12 protein-coding genes are annotated in these 14271 nt (G+C 72.4%); 4 read left to right on the top strand and 8 right to left on the bottom strand.

Annotation, left to right across the window (positions count from 1 at the left end):
• A complete protein-coding gene (locus I5Q34_RS10235; RefSeq protein ID WP_199891892.1) occupies nt 1-2163 on the bottom strand; it encodes a SpoIIE family protein phosphatase in 2163 nt (720 codons plus the stop codon).
• Nucleotides 2164-2327: 164 nt separating this feature from the next.
• Between I5Q34_RS10235 and aspS the strand changes: the two genes are divergently transcribed.
• The gene (gene aspS / locus I5Q34_RS10230) at nt 2328-4127 is read left to right on the top strand and encodes an aspartate--tRNA ligase (RefSeq protein WP_199891891.1); all 1800 of its coding nucleotides are present in this window, start codon (nt 2328-2330) and stop codon (nt 4125-4127) included.
• 80 nt (nt 4128-4207) lie between these two features.
• On the opposite strand, the gene I5Q34_RS10225 is transcribed toward aspS, so the two are convergent.
• The 4 genes from I5Q34_RS10225 to I5Q34_RS10210 form a co-directional block, all read right to left on the bottom strand.
• A complete protein-coding gene (locus I5Q34_RS10225) occupies nt 4208-4561 on the bottom strand; it encodes a DNA-binding response regulator (protein ID WP_277965238.1) in 354 nt (117 codons plus the stop codon).
• 165 nt (nt 4562-4726) lie between these two features.
• Entirely contained in the window at nt 4727-6442 is a 1716-nt protein-coding gene (gene metG / locus I5Q34_RS10220; protein ID WP_199891890.1) for a methionine--tRNA ligase, read from the bottom strand.
• A gap of 110 nt (nt 6443-6552) precedes the next feature.
• Nucleotides 6553-6801, bottom strand: coding sequence for a hypothetical protein (locus I5Q34_RS10215; protein WP_374192995.1), 249 nt, complete (start codon nt 6799-6801; stop codon nt 6553-6555).
• Nucleotides 6798-7001, bottom strand: a complete 204-nt coding sequence (locus tag I5Q34_RS10210) for a hypothetical protein (protein WP_199891888.1) — start codon at nt 6999-7001, stop codon at nt 6798-6800. The genes I5Q34_RS10215 and I5Q34_RS10210 overlap by 4 nt, the downstream gene beginning before the upstream one ends.
• 302 nt (nt 7002-7303) lie before the next feature.
• Between I5Q34_RS10210 and I5Q34_RS10205 the strand changes: the two genes are divergently transcribed.
• Together I5Q34_RS10205 and I5Q34_RS10200 are read left to right on the top strand one after the other, a co-directional pair.
• Nucleotides 7304-7957: a response regulator transcription factor gene (locus I5Q34_RS10205; RefSeq protein ID WP_199891887.1), complete on the top strand. Its 654-nt coding sequence runs from the start codon at nt 7304-7306 to the stop codon at nt 7955-7957.
• A complete protein-coding gene (locus I5Q34_RS10200) occupies nt 7954-8985 on the top strand; it encodes a HAMP domain-containing sensor histidine kinase (RefSeq protein ID WP_277965239.1) in 1032 nt (343 codons plus the stop codon). The genes I5Q34_RS10205 and I5Q34_RS10200 overlap by 4 nt, the downstream gene beginning before the upstream one ends.
• On the opposite strand, the gene I5Q34_RS10195 is transcribed toward I5Q34_RS10200, so the two are convergent.
• Together I5Q34_RS10195 and I5Q34_RS10190 are read right to left on the bottom strand one after the other, a co-directional pair.
• Nucleotides 8951-10003, bottom strand: a complete 1053-nt coding sequence (locus I5Q34_RS10195; RefSeq protein WP_199891886.1) for a VWA domain-containing protein — start codon at nt 10001-10003, stop codon at nt 8951-8953. The genes I5Q34_RS10200 and I5Q34_RS10195 overlap by 35 nt on opposite strands.
• A 158-nt stretch (nt 10004-10161) precedes the next feature.
• Nucleotides 10162-11520: a carotenoid oxygenase family protein gene (locus tag I5Q34_RS10190; RefSeq protein WP_199891885.1), complete on the bottom strand. Its 1359-nt coding sequence runs from the start codon at nt 11518-11520 to the stop codon at nt 10162-10164.
• Between the two features lie 292 nt (nt 11521-11812).
• Here I5Q34_RS10190 and I5Q34_RS10185 point away from each other — a divergent pair, with 292 nt between their 5' ends.
• Nucleotides 11813-13009, top strand: a complete 1197-nt coding sequence (locus I5Q34_RS10185; RefSeq protein ID WP_199891884.1) for an alpha/beta hydrolase family protein — start codon at nt 11813-11815, stop codon at nt 13007-13009.
• Here I5Q34_RS10185 and I5Q34_RS10180 read toward each other — a convergent pair.
• Nucleotides 12966-14135, bottom strand: a complete 1170-nt coding sequence (locus I5Q34_RS10180; protein ID WP_307811664.1) for an alpha/beta hydrolase-fold protein — start codon at nt 14133-14135, stop codon at nt 12966-12968. The genes I5Q34_RS10185 and I5Q34_RS10180 overlap by 44 nt on opposite strands.
• Nucleotides 14136-14271: the final 136 nt, after the last annotated feature.

Below are 14271 nucleotides of genomic sequence, written 5' to 3'. Positions count from 1 at the left end.
CTAGGTGATGACCTCCAGGTCGGCCATCCCGGCGGTCCCGGTCTCCGGCACCCCGTCCTCGTAGAGCTCGAACCAGATGTTCTTGCCCTCGCCCTGGGGCTCGACCCCCCACGCCCCGGCGAGCATCTCCATCAGCAGCAGGCCGCGCCCGGAGGAGGCCATCTCCCCCGGGTGGCGGCGGTGCGGCAGCTCGTCGCTGGCGTCGGCGACGTCCACGCGCAGGCGGCGGCGGCCGGGGTGCCCGGATATCGCGGCCATCAGCAGCGCGTCCCCGTCCGTGTGCACCAGGACGTTGGTGACCATCTCGGAGACCATCAGCACCGCGGAGTCCTTCTGGTCCTCGTCCGGCCAGTCGTGCATCAGGTCCCGCACCTGCTGCCGGGCCTCCGCGATGCGCTCCGGCTCCGCCTGGGCGATGGTGAGGACCGTGCGCCGCGGCGGCACCGGTGCGCGGCCGCCGGGGAGCGCCGCGGGCACCTCGCGGCGCAGCAGGAGCAGCGCGATGTCGTCCTCGCGCCGGTCCACCAGCGGGCCGGTCGTGTAGTGGGACGAGGGGCCGTGCACGGCCTGGACGAGGCCGTCGGCCAGCTTCTCCAGGAACTCTGTGCCCTCCGCGTGGGCGGCGTCCCCGGCCGGCTCGGCCTCGATGACCTCGCGCAGCCGCTGCCAGCCGGTCTCCAGGTCGTGGCCGCCGGTCTCGATCAGGCCGTCGGTGCACACCAGCATCGTCTCGCCGGGCTCGAGGACGAGGCGGGTGGTCGGGTAGTCGGTGTCCGGGTCGATGCCCAGCGGCAGCCCGCCGGCCGTGGAGCGCACCAGCAGGGTGCCGTCGCTCAGCCGGATCGCCGGGTCGGGGTGTCCGGCCCGGGCGATGACCAGCAGCCCGGTGGTGGGGCACACCTCGATGTAGAGGCAGGTGGCGAAGCGCGGGTCCGTCTCCTCGAAGGCGTCCGGCCCGCCGTTGACGCCGGCGAGGAAGCGGGAGGCGCGGGAGAGCACGGCGTCCGCGTGGTGGCCCTCGGAGGCGTATGCGCGCAGGGCGATCCGCAGCTGGCCCATCAGCCCGGCGGCGCGTACGTCGTGGCCCTGGACGTCGCCGATGACCAGGGCGAGCTTGCCGTTGGGCAGCGGGATCATGTCGTACCAGTCGCCGCCGACCTGGAGGCCGCCGCCGGTGGGCACGTAGCGGGCGGCCACCGACATCCCGGGGATGTCCGGCTGCACGGTCGGCATCATCGCGCGCTGGAGGCCGACCGAGAGCTCCTTCTCGGACTCGTGGACGCTGGCCCGGCCGAGCGCCTGGGCGAGCATCCGGGCCACCGTGGTGAGCACCGAGCGCTCGTCCGGGGTGAAGGAGACCGGGACGCTGAAGCCCGCCATCCAGGCGCCGATCGTCTGCCCCGCGTTGATCAGCGGCAGGAAGGCCCAGGCCCGCCTGCGGAATCGTTCCACCATCGGCCAGATAAGGGGGAAGCGGCGCGCGTAGTCGTCCGGCGAGGGGATGTAGATGGCCCGGCCGGAGCGGATGACCTCGACGGCGGGGTGGCTGCTGTCCATCGGCATCTCGAGGAGGGCCTCGACGTCGTCGGTCCCGTAGCCGTGGTGGCCGATCATCGTCACCCGGCTGCCGTCGGTGCCGAAGACCGCCAGGGCGGACGGCTCGAAGCCGGGCATCGACAGGCCCGCGGCCACCCGCAGCACCTCGGCGGTCGAGCGCGCCTCGGCCAGCGCCCGGCCGGCGTCCAGCAGGAAGGCCTCGCGGTTGCGCCGCCAGTCGCCGGTGACGGCGCTGCGCCGGGGCGAGGTGCCCGGGTGCGGCTCGGGGACCTCCTCCAGGGTGCCGACGAGCGCGGGGGAACCGTCCCGCTCCACCGGCCTGGCGCGGGCGCGGACGGTCCGCAGCACCAGCCCGGCCTCGTCCACCACCCGGACCCGGGCCTCGGCCAGTGTGTGTTCCGCCACGGCCAGGCTGATCACGCCCTGGAACTCCACCCAGTCCACCGCGTGGAAGCGCGCCCGGGTGCCGGACTCGGTCAGCTCGGCCCGCCGGGCGGGCAGACCCAGCAGACGGGCGGCCTCGGCGTCGAAGGCGACGGATCCGGTGGCCCTGTCCCAGTGCCACAGGCCGGTCGCGACGGCGGCCAGGACGTCCTCGGTGCGCATTGCCCCACTTTATGTGGGTTTCTTGGAGGCAGACCACCGAAGGCGGGTGGGGCAGTACCCTTGCTCAGTGCTGTATGCACGCTAACCCAGTGCAGCAACCTAGTGCAGCGGGCCAGTGCAGCGCACCCCTCGATCCACGCCTTCGACCACGACTTGGATGAACGATGCATCGTTACCGGTCCCACACCTGCGGCGAGCTCCGTGCGGCGGACGTCGACACCGACGTACGCCTGAGTGGCTGGCTGCACAATCGGCGCGACCTGGGCGGCATCCTCTTCATCGATCTCCGTGACCACCACGGTCTCGTCCAGCTCGTCGCCCGCCCCGGCACCCCCGCCAACGAGGCGCTGGGCCGCCTCACCAAGGAGACCGTCGTCCGCGTGGACGGCAAGGTCATGAGCCGCGGCGCGGAGAACGTCAACCCGGACCTGCCGACCGGTGAGGTCGAGATCGAGGTGACCGAGGTCGAGGTGCTCGGCGCCGCCGACCAGATCCCCTTCACCATCAACGCCGAGGACGGCGTCAACGAGGAGCGGCGCCTGGAGTACCGCTTCCTCGACCTGCGCCGCGAGCGCATGCACCGCAACATCATGCTGCGCTCGGCCGTCATCTCCGCGCTCCGCCAGAAGATGACCTCCCTCGGCTTCAACGAGCTGGCCACCCCGATCCTGTCCGCGACCTCCCCCGAGGGCGCGCGCGACTTCCTGGTGCCCTCTCGTCTGCACGCCGGCAAGTTCTACGCGCTGCCGCAGGCCCCGCAGCAGTTCAAGCAGCTGCTGATGATCGCGGGCTTCGACCGCTACTTCCAGATCGCGCCCTGCTTCCGCGACGAGGACGCCCGCGCCGACCGCTCGCCGGGCGAGTTCTACCAGCTCGACATGGAGATGTCCTTCGTCGAGCAGGAGGACGTCTTCCAGGTCATCGAGAAGGTCATGACCGACCTCTTCGAGGAGTTCGGCAACGGCCGCCACGTCACCTCGCCGTTCCCGCGCATCCCGTTCCGCGAGGCGATGCTCAAGTACGGCTCCGACAAGCCGGACCTGCGCGCCAAGCTGGAGCTGGCCGACGTCTCCGACGTCTTCGCGGGCTCCGAGTTCAAGGCGTTCGCCGGCAAGCACGTCCGGGCGCTGGCCGTGCCGGCCGTCCAGGACCAGCCGCGCAAGTTCTTCGACGGCCTCGGCGACTTCGCGGTCGAGCAGGGGGCGAAGGGCCTGGCCTGGGTCCGCGTCGGCGAAGGACTCCCCGACAAGGCGGCGCTCACCGGCCCGATCGCCAAGTTCCTCACCGAGGACGACGTCAAGGCCCTCGCCGAGCGTCTGGGCCTGGAGCCCGGCCACGCGGTCTTCTTCGGCGCCGGTGACTTCGACGAGGTCTCCAAGATCATGGGCGCGGTCCGCGTCGAGGCCGCCAAGCGCGCCGGCCAGTTCGAGGAGAACGTCTTCCGCTTCTGCTGGATCGTCGACTTCCCGATGTTCGAGAAGAACGAGGACACCGGGCAGGTCGAGTTCTCGCACAACCCGTTCTCCATGCCGCAGGGCGGCCTGGAGGCGCTGAACACGATGGACCCGCTGGACATCCTGGCCTGGCAGTACGACATCGTCTGCAACGGCACCGAGCTGTCCTCCGGCGCGATCCGTAACCACGAGCCCGAGGTCATGTACCGGGCCTTCGAGATCGCCGGCTACTCCAAGGACGACGTGGAGCGCGAGTTCGGCGGCATGCTGCGCGCGTTCAAGTTCGGCGCCCCGCCGCACGGCGGCATCGCCCCGGGCGTCGACCGCATCGTCATGCTGCTGGCCGACGAGCCCAACATCCGCGAGACCATCGCCTTCCCGCTCAACGGCAACGCCCAGGACCTGCTGATGGGCGCCCCGAGCGAGGTCGACGAGGCGCGGCTGAAGGAGCTGCACCTGAACATCCGCACCGGCCCGGCGAAGGCGACGCCGTACAAGCCGACGAAGTAGACGCGGTGAGCGAAGGGGCCCGGCACCGATGCGCCGGGCCCCTTCGTCATGCCGCGCCCTCTGTCACACCAGTGCCCCCGTCACACCAGCGCCTTCAGTCTCGGCAGCGGCTCCGGCGGGCAGCAGCCCGCCGCCGCGTGCACGGCGCGCCCCAGCCGCCGCGGCGTGAGGCGGTGCCCCCAGAGCACGGACCGTACGCCGTACTCCGTCACGGCCATCAGCTCCGTCTCGCCCAGCTCGTCGGCCACCACCACCAGCGGTGCCCAGCTCTCCCGGGTCCTGCGGCGCAACTGCTCGGCGGCGTCCCGGTCGTGGCGCCCCAGCAGCAGGAGCTCGACGGCGGCCGACTCCCCCACCACCCGGACTTCGGGCAGGGTCCGCAGCTGGCGGACGATCCTGGCCCGCCCCAGCTCGTCGGTGGCGTGCACGCTCACGGTGATGCGATGGTCATCCAACACTGGTTCGGCTCTTTCTTCGTCTCCCCCACGACCCAACACCGAACAGCCTGGCGGGCCGCGCTCAACGAACGATTGCCGAACGATCAACGGGCATGACAAAGGGCCCGGAACATGTCGTTCCGGGCCCCCTGATCAGTCGGCTCAGGCGGCGTCGTCCCCGCCGAAGCGCTCCTTGTAGGACGCCAGGTCCTCATCGGTGATCTTCGCGAAGAGCACCGGCGGGACGGTGAACGGCGTGCCGGCCGGGACCAGCGACAGCGAACGGGCCTCGTCCTGGGTGATCCACGTCCGGTCGTCGGCGGGCAGGGCGAACGCCGAGCGCATCGCCGCCGCCGAGGCCGGGATGAACGGCTCGGAGACCACCGCGTAGAGGTGGATCAGGTTCATCGCCGTGCGCAGCGTCAGCGCGGCGCCGTCCGGGTCGGTCTTGATCTCCAGCCAGGGGGCCTTGGTCTCCAGGTAGGAGTTGCCCGCGCTCCACAGGGCGCGCAGCGCCTGCGCCGCCTTGCGGAACTGGAGCTCCTCCATGTGCTCGGCGTACTCCGCGAGCAGCCGCGCGATCTCCTCGCCCAGCTCCGCCTCGGCCGCGCCCGCCTCGTTGCCGGCCGGGACCTCGTCGCCGAACCGCTTGCGGGAGAAGGACAGCACGCGGTTGACGAAGTTGCCCAGGGTGTCGGCGAGGTCCTTGTTGACCGAGGAGGTGAAGTGCTCCCAGGTGAAGGACGAGTCGTCCGACTCCGGGGCGTTGGCGATGAGGAAGTAGCGCCAGTAGTCGGCGGGCAGCAGCTCCAGGGCGGCGTCGGTGAAGATGCCGCGCTTCTGCGAGGTGGAGAACTTGCCGCCGTAGTACGTCAGCCAGTTGAAGGCCTTGACGTGGTCGACCTTCTTCCAGGGCTCGCGGGTGCCGAGCTCGGTGGCCGGGAACATCACCGTGTGGAACGGGACGTTGTCCTTCGCCATGAACTGCGTGTAGCGGACGTCGGTCGCCTCGTACCACCACGACTTCCAGTCGCGGCCCTCCGGCTGCTGGTCCGCCCACTCCTTGGTCGCGCCGATGTACTCCACCGGGGCGTCGAACCACACGTAGAAGACCTTGCCCTCGGCCGCCAGCTCCGGCCAGGTGTCGGCCGGCACCGGCACGCCCCAGTCCAGGTCACGGGTGATGGCCCGGTCGTGCAGGCCCTCGGTCAGCCACTTGCGGGCGATCGAGGAGGCCAGCACCGGCCAGTCCTTGCCGTGCTCGTCGATCCACGCCTCGACCTCGCCCTGGAGCTTGGACTGCAGCAGGAACAGGTGCTTGGTCTCGCGCACCTCCAGCTCGCTGCTGCCGCTGATCGCCGAACGGGCGTCGATCAGGTCGGTCGGGTCCAGGACGCGGGTGCAGTTCTCGCACTGGTCGCCGCGCGCCTTGTCGTAGCCGCAGTGCGGGCAGGTGCCGACGATGTAGCGGTCGGGCAGGAAGCGCTCGTCCGCGAGCGAGTACACCTGGCGGATCGCCCGCTCCTCGATGAACCCGTTCTTCTGCAGCTGCCGCGCGAAGTGCTGGGTGATCTCCCGGTTCTCCGGGGAGGAGCTGCGGCCGAAGTAGTCGAAGGAGAGGCCGAAGCCGTCGTAGATGGCCTTCTGCACCTCGTGCTGCTGGGCGCAGAACTCGCCGACCGGCAGACCGGCCTCCTTGGCGGCCAGCTCGGCCGGGGTGCCGTGCTCGTCGGTGGCGCAGATGTAGAGCGCCTCGCGGCCGGTCTGGCGCAGGAAGCGGGCGTAGACGTCCGCCGGGAGCATGGACCCCACCATGTTGCCCAGGTGCTTGATCCCGTTGATGTACGGAAGGGCGCTGGTGATGAGGTGTCGAGCCATTGCCGGCTGCTCCCTGGTCGATGCTCGGGGTGACGGAATCCGTGACGCGTAGGTCACAGTCACCTTTAGCGTATCCGAGCACCAGGGGGCAGCCGCGCGGCGTTTTCCGTTCAGGCCCCGTGGGGCCGGTCCATCCAGGCCCGCCAGGGGCGCCTGATCAACTCCCGGTAGGTGTGGTGCGAGGGGTTGCGGCCCGCGTGCCGGAAGGTCCAGTGCTGCGCGTCGAGGAAGTCCTCGGCGGGCCCCGAGCTCTCGCCGCACACCGCGCACTGCATCGCGTACGTCACCGGCTCCGCGTCGGGCTCCTGGTCGGGCTGCAACGTCCAGGTGCCGAACAGGAAGACGCTGCGGGCGCTCACCGGCCGCACCCGGCCTCGCCGGCCCCGGCCGCGATCTCGGCCTCGGAGGGGAACCGGATGGCCGCCGGTGGACAGGACCACTCGATCCCGCCGCGCGGTGGTCGTAGCTGAACGTAACCGGCGTGGGTGTCCATGATCTGTCCCAGCCGTCCGGTGCGGGTGTCGATGACGTAGCTGCCGAGGGGGAATTCATCGTTCACACCGTTACGATGCCCACTTCGTGCCGTCCTGATCGGTGACGGAGGGTGATGTCGCGGGGCGCCGGGATTACGCGGAGAGGTCGCCCGGACGGTCACTCTCCGCGTTCGGGGACCCCGCTCCGGCCGGCCCTGACGCCCGTACGTTCCGGGCCGTTCGGCTCGTATGGATCCGTAGGCATCCGTAGGGACCCGTATGGAGACATCCGCGAAACATCTCCTCTGATACACCGCATTCTGGAAGAAGGGGGCGAGGTACACCGCACGATCCAGCGGGATGATCCCAGCGAGGTGAGGACGACGTCATGCGAGTGCTGGTCGCCGAGGACGAGGAAACCCTGGCCGAGCTCGTGGCCACCGGGCTGCGCCGGGCGGGGTTCGCGGTGGACACCGTCTACAGCGGGGACGCGGCCCTCGCCTACCTCGGGCTGCACGACTACGACGTGCTCGTGCTCGACCGCGACCTGCCCCGGGTGCACGGGGACGACGTGACGCGGCGGCTGGTCGCCTCCGGGGCGCGGACGCGCATCCTCATGCTGACGGCGGCGAGCAGCATGGAGGACCGGGTCGCCGGGCTGGACCTGGGGGCCGACGACTACCTGCCCAAGCCCTTCGAGTTCCCGGAACTGATCTCCCGGGTGCGCGCGCTGCGCCGCCGCAGCGCCCGTCCCTCGCCGCCGCTGCTGGAGCGGGACGGGCTGAGGCTGGACACGGTGCGCCGCACCGCCAGCCGTGACGGGCGCGAACTGGGGCTCTCGCCCAAGGAGTTCTCGCTGCTGCAGATCCTGCTGGAGGCGGACGGCGCCGTGGTCTCCGCCGAGGAACTGCTGGAACGGGCGTGGGACGCGCACGCCGACCCGTTCACCGGCGCCGTGCGCGTGGCGATGAGCAAGCTGCGCGGCAAGCTGGGCGAGCCGCAGCTGATCCGCACCGTGCAGGGCGTCGGGTACGCGCTGTGAAGCGGCCCGTCCTGACCGCGCGCGCCAGGATCGCCGGGGCGTTCGGCGGGATCTTCCTGATGCTGGGCGCCGGCCTGCTGATCACCGTCAACCTGCTGTCCCGGCACAGCACCCGCGAGCGTGCCTTCCTGATCGCGGAGACGGCCACTCCGGTCCGGGCGGTGCGGGGCCAGTCCGTGAACGCCACCACGCTGCACCGCATCTCCGGCGACGTGAGCGCCGCCGCCTCGCAGGAGCTGATCGTCTGGTCGGCGGGGGCGCTGCTGGCGATGGCGCTGCTCGCGGTGGGGGTCGGCTGGTGGACGGCGGGCCGGTTCCTCTCCCCGGTGCAGGGCGCGTTCGACAGCCAGCGCCGCTTCATCGCCAACGCCTCGCACGAACTGCGCACCCCGCTCGCCACCCAGCGGGCGGCGATCCAGGTCGGGCTGGAGGGCGAGCCGTCGGCGGAGGAACTGGCCCGGACCAGGGCGGTGCTGCTGGAGACCAACCGCAAGTCGGAGCGGGTCATCGAGGGCCTGCTCGTGCTGGCCGGGAGCGAGCACGGGATCGAGCGGCCGGAGCCATTCGACCTGGGCGGGGTCGTGGACGAGGAGGTGGCCGCGGTGGCCGCCCGGGCCGGGCGCGAGGGCGTGACGGTCGCGGTGCGGAGCGGGCCCGCGCCGCTGAGCGGCAACCGCGTGCTGATGGCCCAGCTGGTGGGCAACCTGCTGCGCAACGCGGTCGGTTACAACCACCGCGGCGGCCGGGTCGAGGTGACCGTGGAGCCCGGCCGGCTGGTGGTGGCCAACACCGGCCCGGTGGTGCGGGCCGCGGAGGTGGAGGGGCTCTTCGAGCCGTTCCGGCGCGGCGAGGGCCGGGAGCGGCTGGGCGGCGGCGCGGGGCTCGGGCTGTCGATCGTGCGCTCCATCGCGCGGGCCCACGGGGGGACGGCCGAGGCCGTCCCCCGCCGCGGGGGCGGCCTGCGGGTGACCGTGGACCTCGCGCGCAGCCGGGTCAGCGGACGGTCCCCGCGGCCCGGGCCCGGGTGAGCCAGGCCGCGAAGCCGGCCGTCAGGCCGCGGTAGAGCTCCTCCTCGCGCAGGGCGCGGGGATCGCGTCCGGCCGGGAAGAAGCCTGCGTTGTCCACGGCGGGCCAGTCCTCCAGACCGCGCAGGAACTCGAAGCCCCGGCCCGCCGGTTCGCCGAAGCCGACGAACTGCCAGAAGACCGGCAGCCCGGCGCTCTCGCGCAGCGCCTTCTCCGCCTCCGCCCGGCTGGAGGGCCCGCCGTCGGTCTGGAAGACGACGAGCGCGGGCACGCCGGCGGCGGAGGCCGAGTGGTGCTCCATGACGGCCCGCATGGCCAGGTGGTAGTTGGTGCGGCCCATGTGCCCGTAGGAACCGTGCAGTTCCTGGATGAGCCCGCGGTGGCGGTCGAGGCCGAGCTCGGAGACACCGTCCACCTCGGTGGAGAAGAAGACGAGGGGGACGGTGGCGTCGTCGTCGAGGTGGGCGGAGAGCGCGAGCACCCGCTCGGCGAGGTGCTGGACGCTGCCGTCGCGGTAGTGGCCGCGCATCGACCCGGAGCGGTCGAGCACCAGATGGACGGCGGCCCGCCGGCCGGTCAGGCCCTCCTCGCGCAGGGCGTCGCCGGCCTTGCGGTAGAGGCCGACCAGGCCGGGCGCGGTGCGGCGCACCTTCTCCAGGCCGGTCTTCTCCGGGCCGGTCTTCTCCGGGGCGGCCCGCTCCGGTCCCGCCGGCGAGGGCTCGGGCTCGGGCCGGGGCGCGGGCTCCGGTTCGGGCACGGGGTGCGGGCCGGGCATCGGCGGGGCGGGCTCGGGCTCGGGGACCGGCTCGGGGCCGGGCGGGATGGGGCTGGGCGGGACGGGCGGGAGCGTGCCGGGGTCGGGGATGCGGTCGCCGGTGGGCTGGGCGGGGACCGAGAGGGCGGCGTACGCGGCGGGGGCGCTGGCGGTGGCGGCGGTGCCCTGCTGGGGGAGGGCGGGCGTCCCGCTCCCGGGCTCCTTGGGCCGGCCGAACGCGTTCCGCAGCAGGCTGCGAATTCCCATGGGGAGAAATCCTTACCTTTATCCGGAATGTACCGACTGGGGGTGACGGTAAGGCTAGCCCCAACGCCCCGTCAGGCCCCGTGGACCGGCCCCGTGGAGCCGGCTCCGTCCCACGGATCCCCTACACGGGGCCCCGCGCCGGTCCCCCCGCACCGGATCTACACCGGGTCGGGGATCCAGTTGCCGTGCGCCCCGACCGGGACCCGTACCGGCAGGTGGACCCGGGCGACGGGCCCGGCCGCGAAGTCCCCGGCCGCGATCACCAGCAGGTCGCTGGCCGCGCGGCCGGGGTCGTACGCGTAGGCCAGCACCCAGCCGTCGTCCTCCGCGGCCCCGGGCGCGGCGGGGACGAAGACGCCCTCGCCGACGTCCCCGTCCGCCGGGACCGGGTACTCCTCGCACGTCCCGCGCTCCAGGTCGTACTTGAGCAGCCCCCGGCCGAGGCCGGTCCGGTCCCCGCCCACCCGCTCGTGCACCGCGTACGCGTAGCGGTGCCGGGCGGTCAGCCGCCGGGGGTCGACGCGCGGCAGCTCCACCGGCCGGTCGTCCAGCTGCTCCCGGCGCACCGCCGCGGCGGCCGGGTCCACCGTCCACCGCTCCAGGTGGGCCGGCCGGGCGCTCCCGGGACCGTCGAAGAAGCGCTCGTGGCGGACGAGATGGACGGTGATCACCCCGTCGTGCTCGTGGGCGTTCGCGGCGTGGAAGACGAAGCAGGGGTCCGTCTCCAGCCAGCGCACCTCGTCCGGGCCGGCCTCGCGCGGCAGCACGCCGACCCTGGCCGGGCGGCCGGGATCCCAGTCGAAGGCGTTGCCCGAGGGGCCGGACCCGGCGGAGAAGACCACCGGGAGGTCGTAGAGCAGCACGTGGCGGGCGGTGAGCGAGAAGTCGTGCATCATCGGCCGCCCCTCGACGGGGACGTCGGCGTGGTGCCGCACGCAGCCGTCCGTCCCGGCGACCAGGTACTGCACGTACGGCCAGGCCGGGCAGTACGCGACCGCGTGCAGCTCGCCGCCCGCCGGATCGACGACGGTGTGCGCGGCGAACCCGCCGGGCAGCGTCCCGTGGAAGTCGAAGGGCCCCACGGTGTCGAGCTGCGAGTCCAGCTCGTAGGGGAGGGCGCCGCCCTCGACCAGGGCCAGCAGGTGCCCGGCGAACCGCTGGATGTGGGTGTTGGGCGCGAAGTCCACCAGGTGCCGCGGCCCGTGCAGCACCTTCTCGCCCAGCTGCCGGGTGACGGCGTCCGAGCGCACCCAGCGGTTGCGGTACCAGGCGGCGCGGCCGTCGCGCAGCCGCACCCCGTGCACCATGCCCTCGCCGGCGAACCAGTGGGACGCGGACGGGTCGTCGCGGCGCAGCGGGTTGGGCCCGTTGCGCAGGTAGCGGCCGCGCAGCGCGTCCGGGACGCGGCCGGTCACCGGGAGGTCGAGCGCGGTGACCTCCTCGTGGACCGGCGCGAACAGGCCGCCGAGCCGGCCCTTCGCGTCCTCGGCCCCCGTCGTCGCGCCGCCGTCCGCCATGCCGCCCACCTCCACCGGTGTCCCGGTCCGTCCCCGCGGAGCCCCCTCCGGGCCTTCCCTCCACCATCGGGCGGAAGGTGCCGTTCGGCCAGATGCCGCCCGCCGGCCGCGGCGCGCGCCCGGAGCGTGTCCGGCGCGGTAACGGCGGGCGAAGCGCGGGATGCGCGCAGGACACGGGCCGGGGAAGAAATGCGGACAGGGCAACCCTTGCGGCCCTTTCCGGCCTCTTATTCGTTGAGCATCGCCGATCCGAACATGAGTACCCACCTCTGGGGCAGGGAGTGAGAACCGCATGGGCCTGACCAGCAGGTCGCTGTTGTACACGGTGGCCTTCGCCGCCGTGTTGTGCGTGGGGCTCATGGTGTGGGTCTGGCCGCGGCTCTCCGGGAAGGGACCCCTGCCCGTCCTGGGCCGGCTGGGCTCGATCCTGCTCACCCAGCTGTCGATCATGGGCGCGGTGCTGCTCGCGGTCAACGCCAATGTCGGCTTCTTCGGCACCTGGAACCAGCTGCTCGGCCGGGTCGACAAGGCGCCGGTCAACATCACCGAGATCAACACGGACGGCCCCCGCGCCAAGGTCGACGAATCGGCGAACGGCCTGATCCAGCCCACTGACGGCGAGAACGTCGAGTCCTTCCCCGGCTACCCGAAGGGCCCGGAGGACAAGGTCGGCGCGATCCGCTCGGTGCGCGTCCTCGGCAAGCGCTCCCAGGCGGTCAACCCCGCCTACGTCTACCTGCCCCCGCAGTACTTCCAGAAGCAGTACGAGCGCACCCGCTTCCCCGTCATGGTCGCCGTCAGCGGCTACCCGGGCGGCCGGGCCAGCGTCGCGCGCAACCTCCGGGTGCCGCTGAACGCGGCCCGGCTGCTCCAGGAGAAGCAGATGAGCCCGACGGTGATCGTGATGCTCGCCCCGACCATCGCCTCCCCGCGCGACACCGAGTGCGTGGACGTCCCCGACGGCCCGCAGGCCGAGACGTTCTTCACCAAGGACCTGCCCGAGGCGCTGCGCAGCGCCTACCGCGTGGGCGACCACGCCTCGTCCTGGGGCGTCCTCGGCTACTCCTCCGGCGGCACCTGCGCCCTCCAGCTCGCCATGCGCGCCCCGGACGTCTACCCGGTCGCCGCCTCCCTCTCCGGCGACTTCCACATCAAGAACGACATCGCCACCGGCAACCTCTTCGGCTCGGGCGAGAAGGCCGAGGAGCGCAAGCGCGAGCACGACCTGATGTGGCGCCTGGAGAACAAGCCGGTGCCGCGGGTCTCGCTGCTGGTGGCCACCAGCCGCAAGGGCGAGAAGAACTACGAGGCGACCGAGAGCTTCGTCGCGGCCGCCCGCGAGAAGAACCTGCACGTGGCCGAGATGGTGCTCCCCGAGGGCAGCCACGGCTTCAAGACCTGGCAGCGGGAGATCGGCCCGGCGATGGCCTGGATGAGCAAGCAGCTCACCTTCCCGCAGGACGTCCAGGACCGTCCGAAGAAGCACTGAACGGGCCCGGCCCGCCCGGCAGTTGCCGGGTGAGCCAGGCGAACGTCTCCGGGTACAGCGCGGACCACGTCCGGTAGTTGTGCCCGCCCTTGTCGAGGAGCATCGTCCTCAGCCGCACCCGGCTCCCCGACGCGGCCCGCTGGAACTCCTCCAGGTAGGACGGCGGGCTGACGCGGTCCTGGCGCGAGGTGGCCAGGAAGAGGGCCGCGTCCGAGCGGGTGTGGGCGACCAGCCAGGTCGGGCTGTTGCGCTCGCGCAGGACGGGGTCCGTGAGCGCGCCGCCGTCGCCGTTGAGCGGGTCGGGGTCGAGGGCCGCGCCCGCGGCGAAGACCCGGGGGAACTGCAGCGGCAGCTTGGCCGCGCAGAAGCCGCCGGTGGAAATCCCCAGCAGCCCCCAGGACTTGGGCTGCGGCGCGGCGCGGAAGTGCCGCCGCACGAGGTCCGGCACGTCCTGCGAGAGCCAGGTCGCCACGTTGCGCCCGCCCGCGTCCGAGCAGTCGGTGTCCCGCCCGCCGGGGTTGATCACGGGTACGGCGAGGATGAACGGGCCGGTGGCGCCCTCCTGGAGGAGTTTCTGGTACGCCCGCGGCATCCGGCCCTGCTCCGTCCACGACTGGGGCGACCCGGGGACGCCGTGCAGCAGCATGACCACGGGGAAGGACGTCCGGCGGTAGCGCGGCTCGTCGTACTGCGGCGGAGTCCACACCATCACCTGGCCGGACAGGGCGGAGCGGGTGCCGCGGAAGTACGTCTCCCGCATGCCGTTGTCGTCCCTGGTGAACGTGGCGTGCTCGGCCGGCGGCCCCTGCATGGCGACCGGACCGGCGCCGGCCGTCCTGCCCAGCAGGTCGTCCCAGGACGCGTAGAGGCCGTAACTGGTGTTGATCCAGGCGGCCACCACGCAGATCGCGGTGGCCTGGCAGAGGAGGACCATCAGCAGCCGCGCCCCCCAGCGCACCGGGGCCGGACCCGGGATCCGCGTCCACAGCAGCAGCACGGCCAGCACGGCCAGGACCGCCGCCGCGACCAGCAGCGCGAGGAAGACGTTTCCGGTGAGGCTGAGAGTCATCCCGTCGTGATCTCCCTCGAAATCTCCCTCGAAGCGGTCGCCGGCGAAGGACGGCACGGCAGACCATAACGACGAAGCGGGCGGGAATCGGCCGTAACGGAGGACGAGAACCCGGATGGGTCCGGGGAAGCCAAACGGTCATATGTCCGGCGGACTGGTGCGGAGGGGAGCGCGGGCGGGGCGGGCGGAGGAC

Source organism: Streptomyces sp. AV19 (assembly GCF_015999245.1).
Taxonomy (GTDB): Bacteria; Actinomycetota; Actinomycetes; order Streptomycetales; family Streptomycetaceae; genus Streptomyces.
The sequence above is the reverse complement of the archived record's forward strand: the minus strand, read 5'-3'. Positions and strand labels throughout refer to the sequence as shown.

Excerpts from the sequence above, each read along its gene's own strand:
- I5Q34_RS10190 (WP_199891885.1), bottom strand. The coding sequence starts at position 11,520 with ATGGCGGACGGCGGCGCGACGACGGGGGCCGAGGACGCGAAGGGCCGG.
- I5Q34_RS10185 (WP_199891884.1), top strand. The coding sequence starts at position 11,813 with ATGGGCCTGACCAGCAGGTCGCTGTTGTACACGGTGGCCTTCGCCGCC.
- I5Q34_RS10195 (WP_199891886.1), bottom strand. The coding sequence starts at position 10,003 with ATGGGAATTCGCAGCCTGCTGCGGAACGCGTTCGGCCGGCCCAAGGAG.
- I5Q34_RS10235 (WP_199891892.1), bottom strand. The coding sequence starts at position 2,163 with ATGCGCACCGAGGACGTCCTGGCCGCCGTCGCGACCGGCCTGTGGCAC.
- aspS (WP_199891891.1), top strand. The coding sequence starts at position 2,328 with ATGCATCGTTACCGGTCCCACACCTGCGGCGAGCTCCGTGCGGCGGAC.
- I5Q34_RS10205 (WP_199891887.1), top strand. The coding sequence starts at position 7,304 with ATGCGAGTGCTGGTCGCCGAGGACGAGGAAACCCTGGCCGAGCTCGTG.
- metG (WP_199891890.1), bottom strand. The coding sequence starts at position 6,442 with ATGGCTCGACACCTCATCACCAGCGCCCTTCCGTACATCAACGGGATC.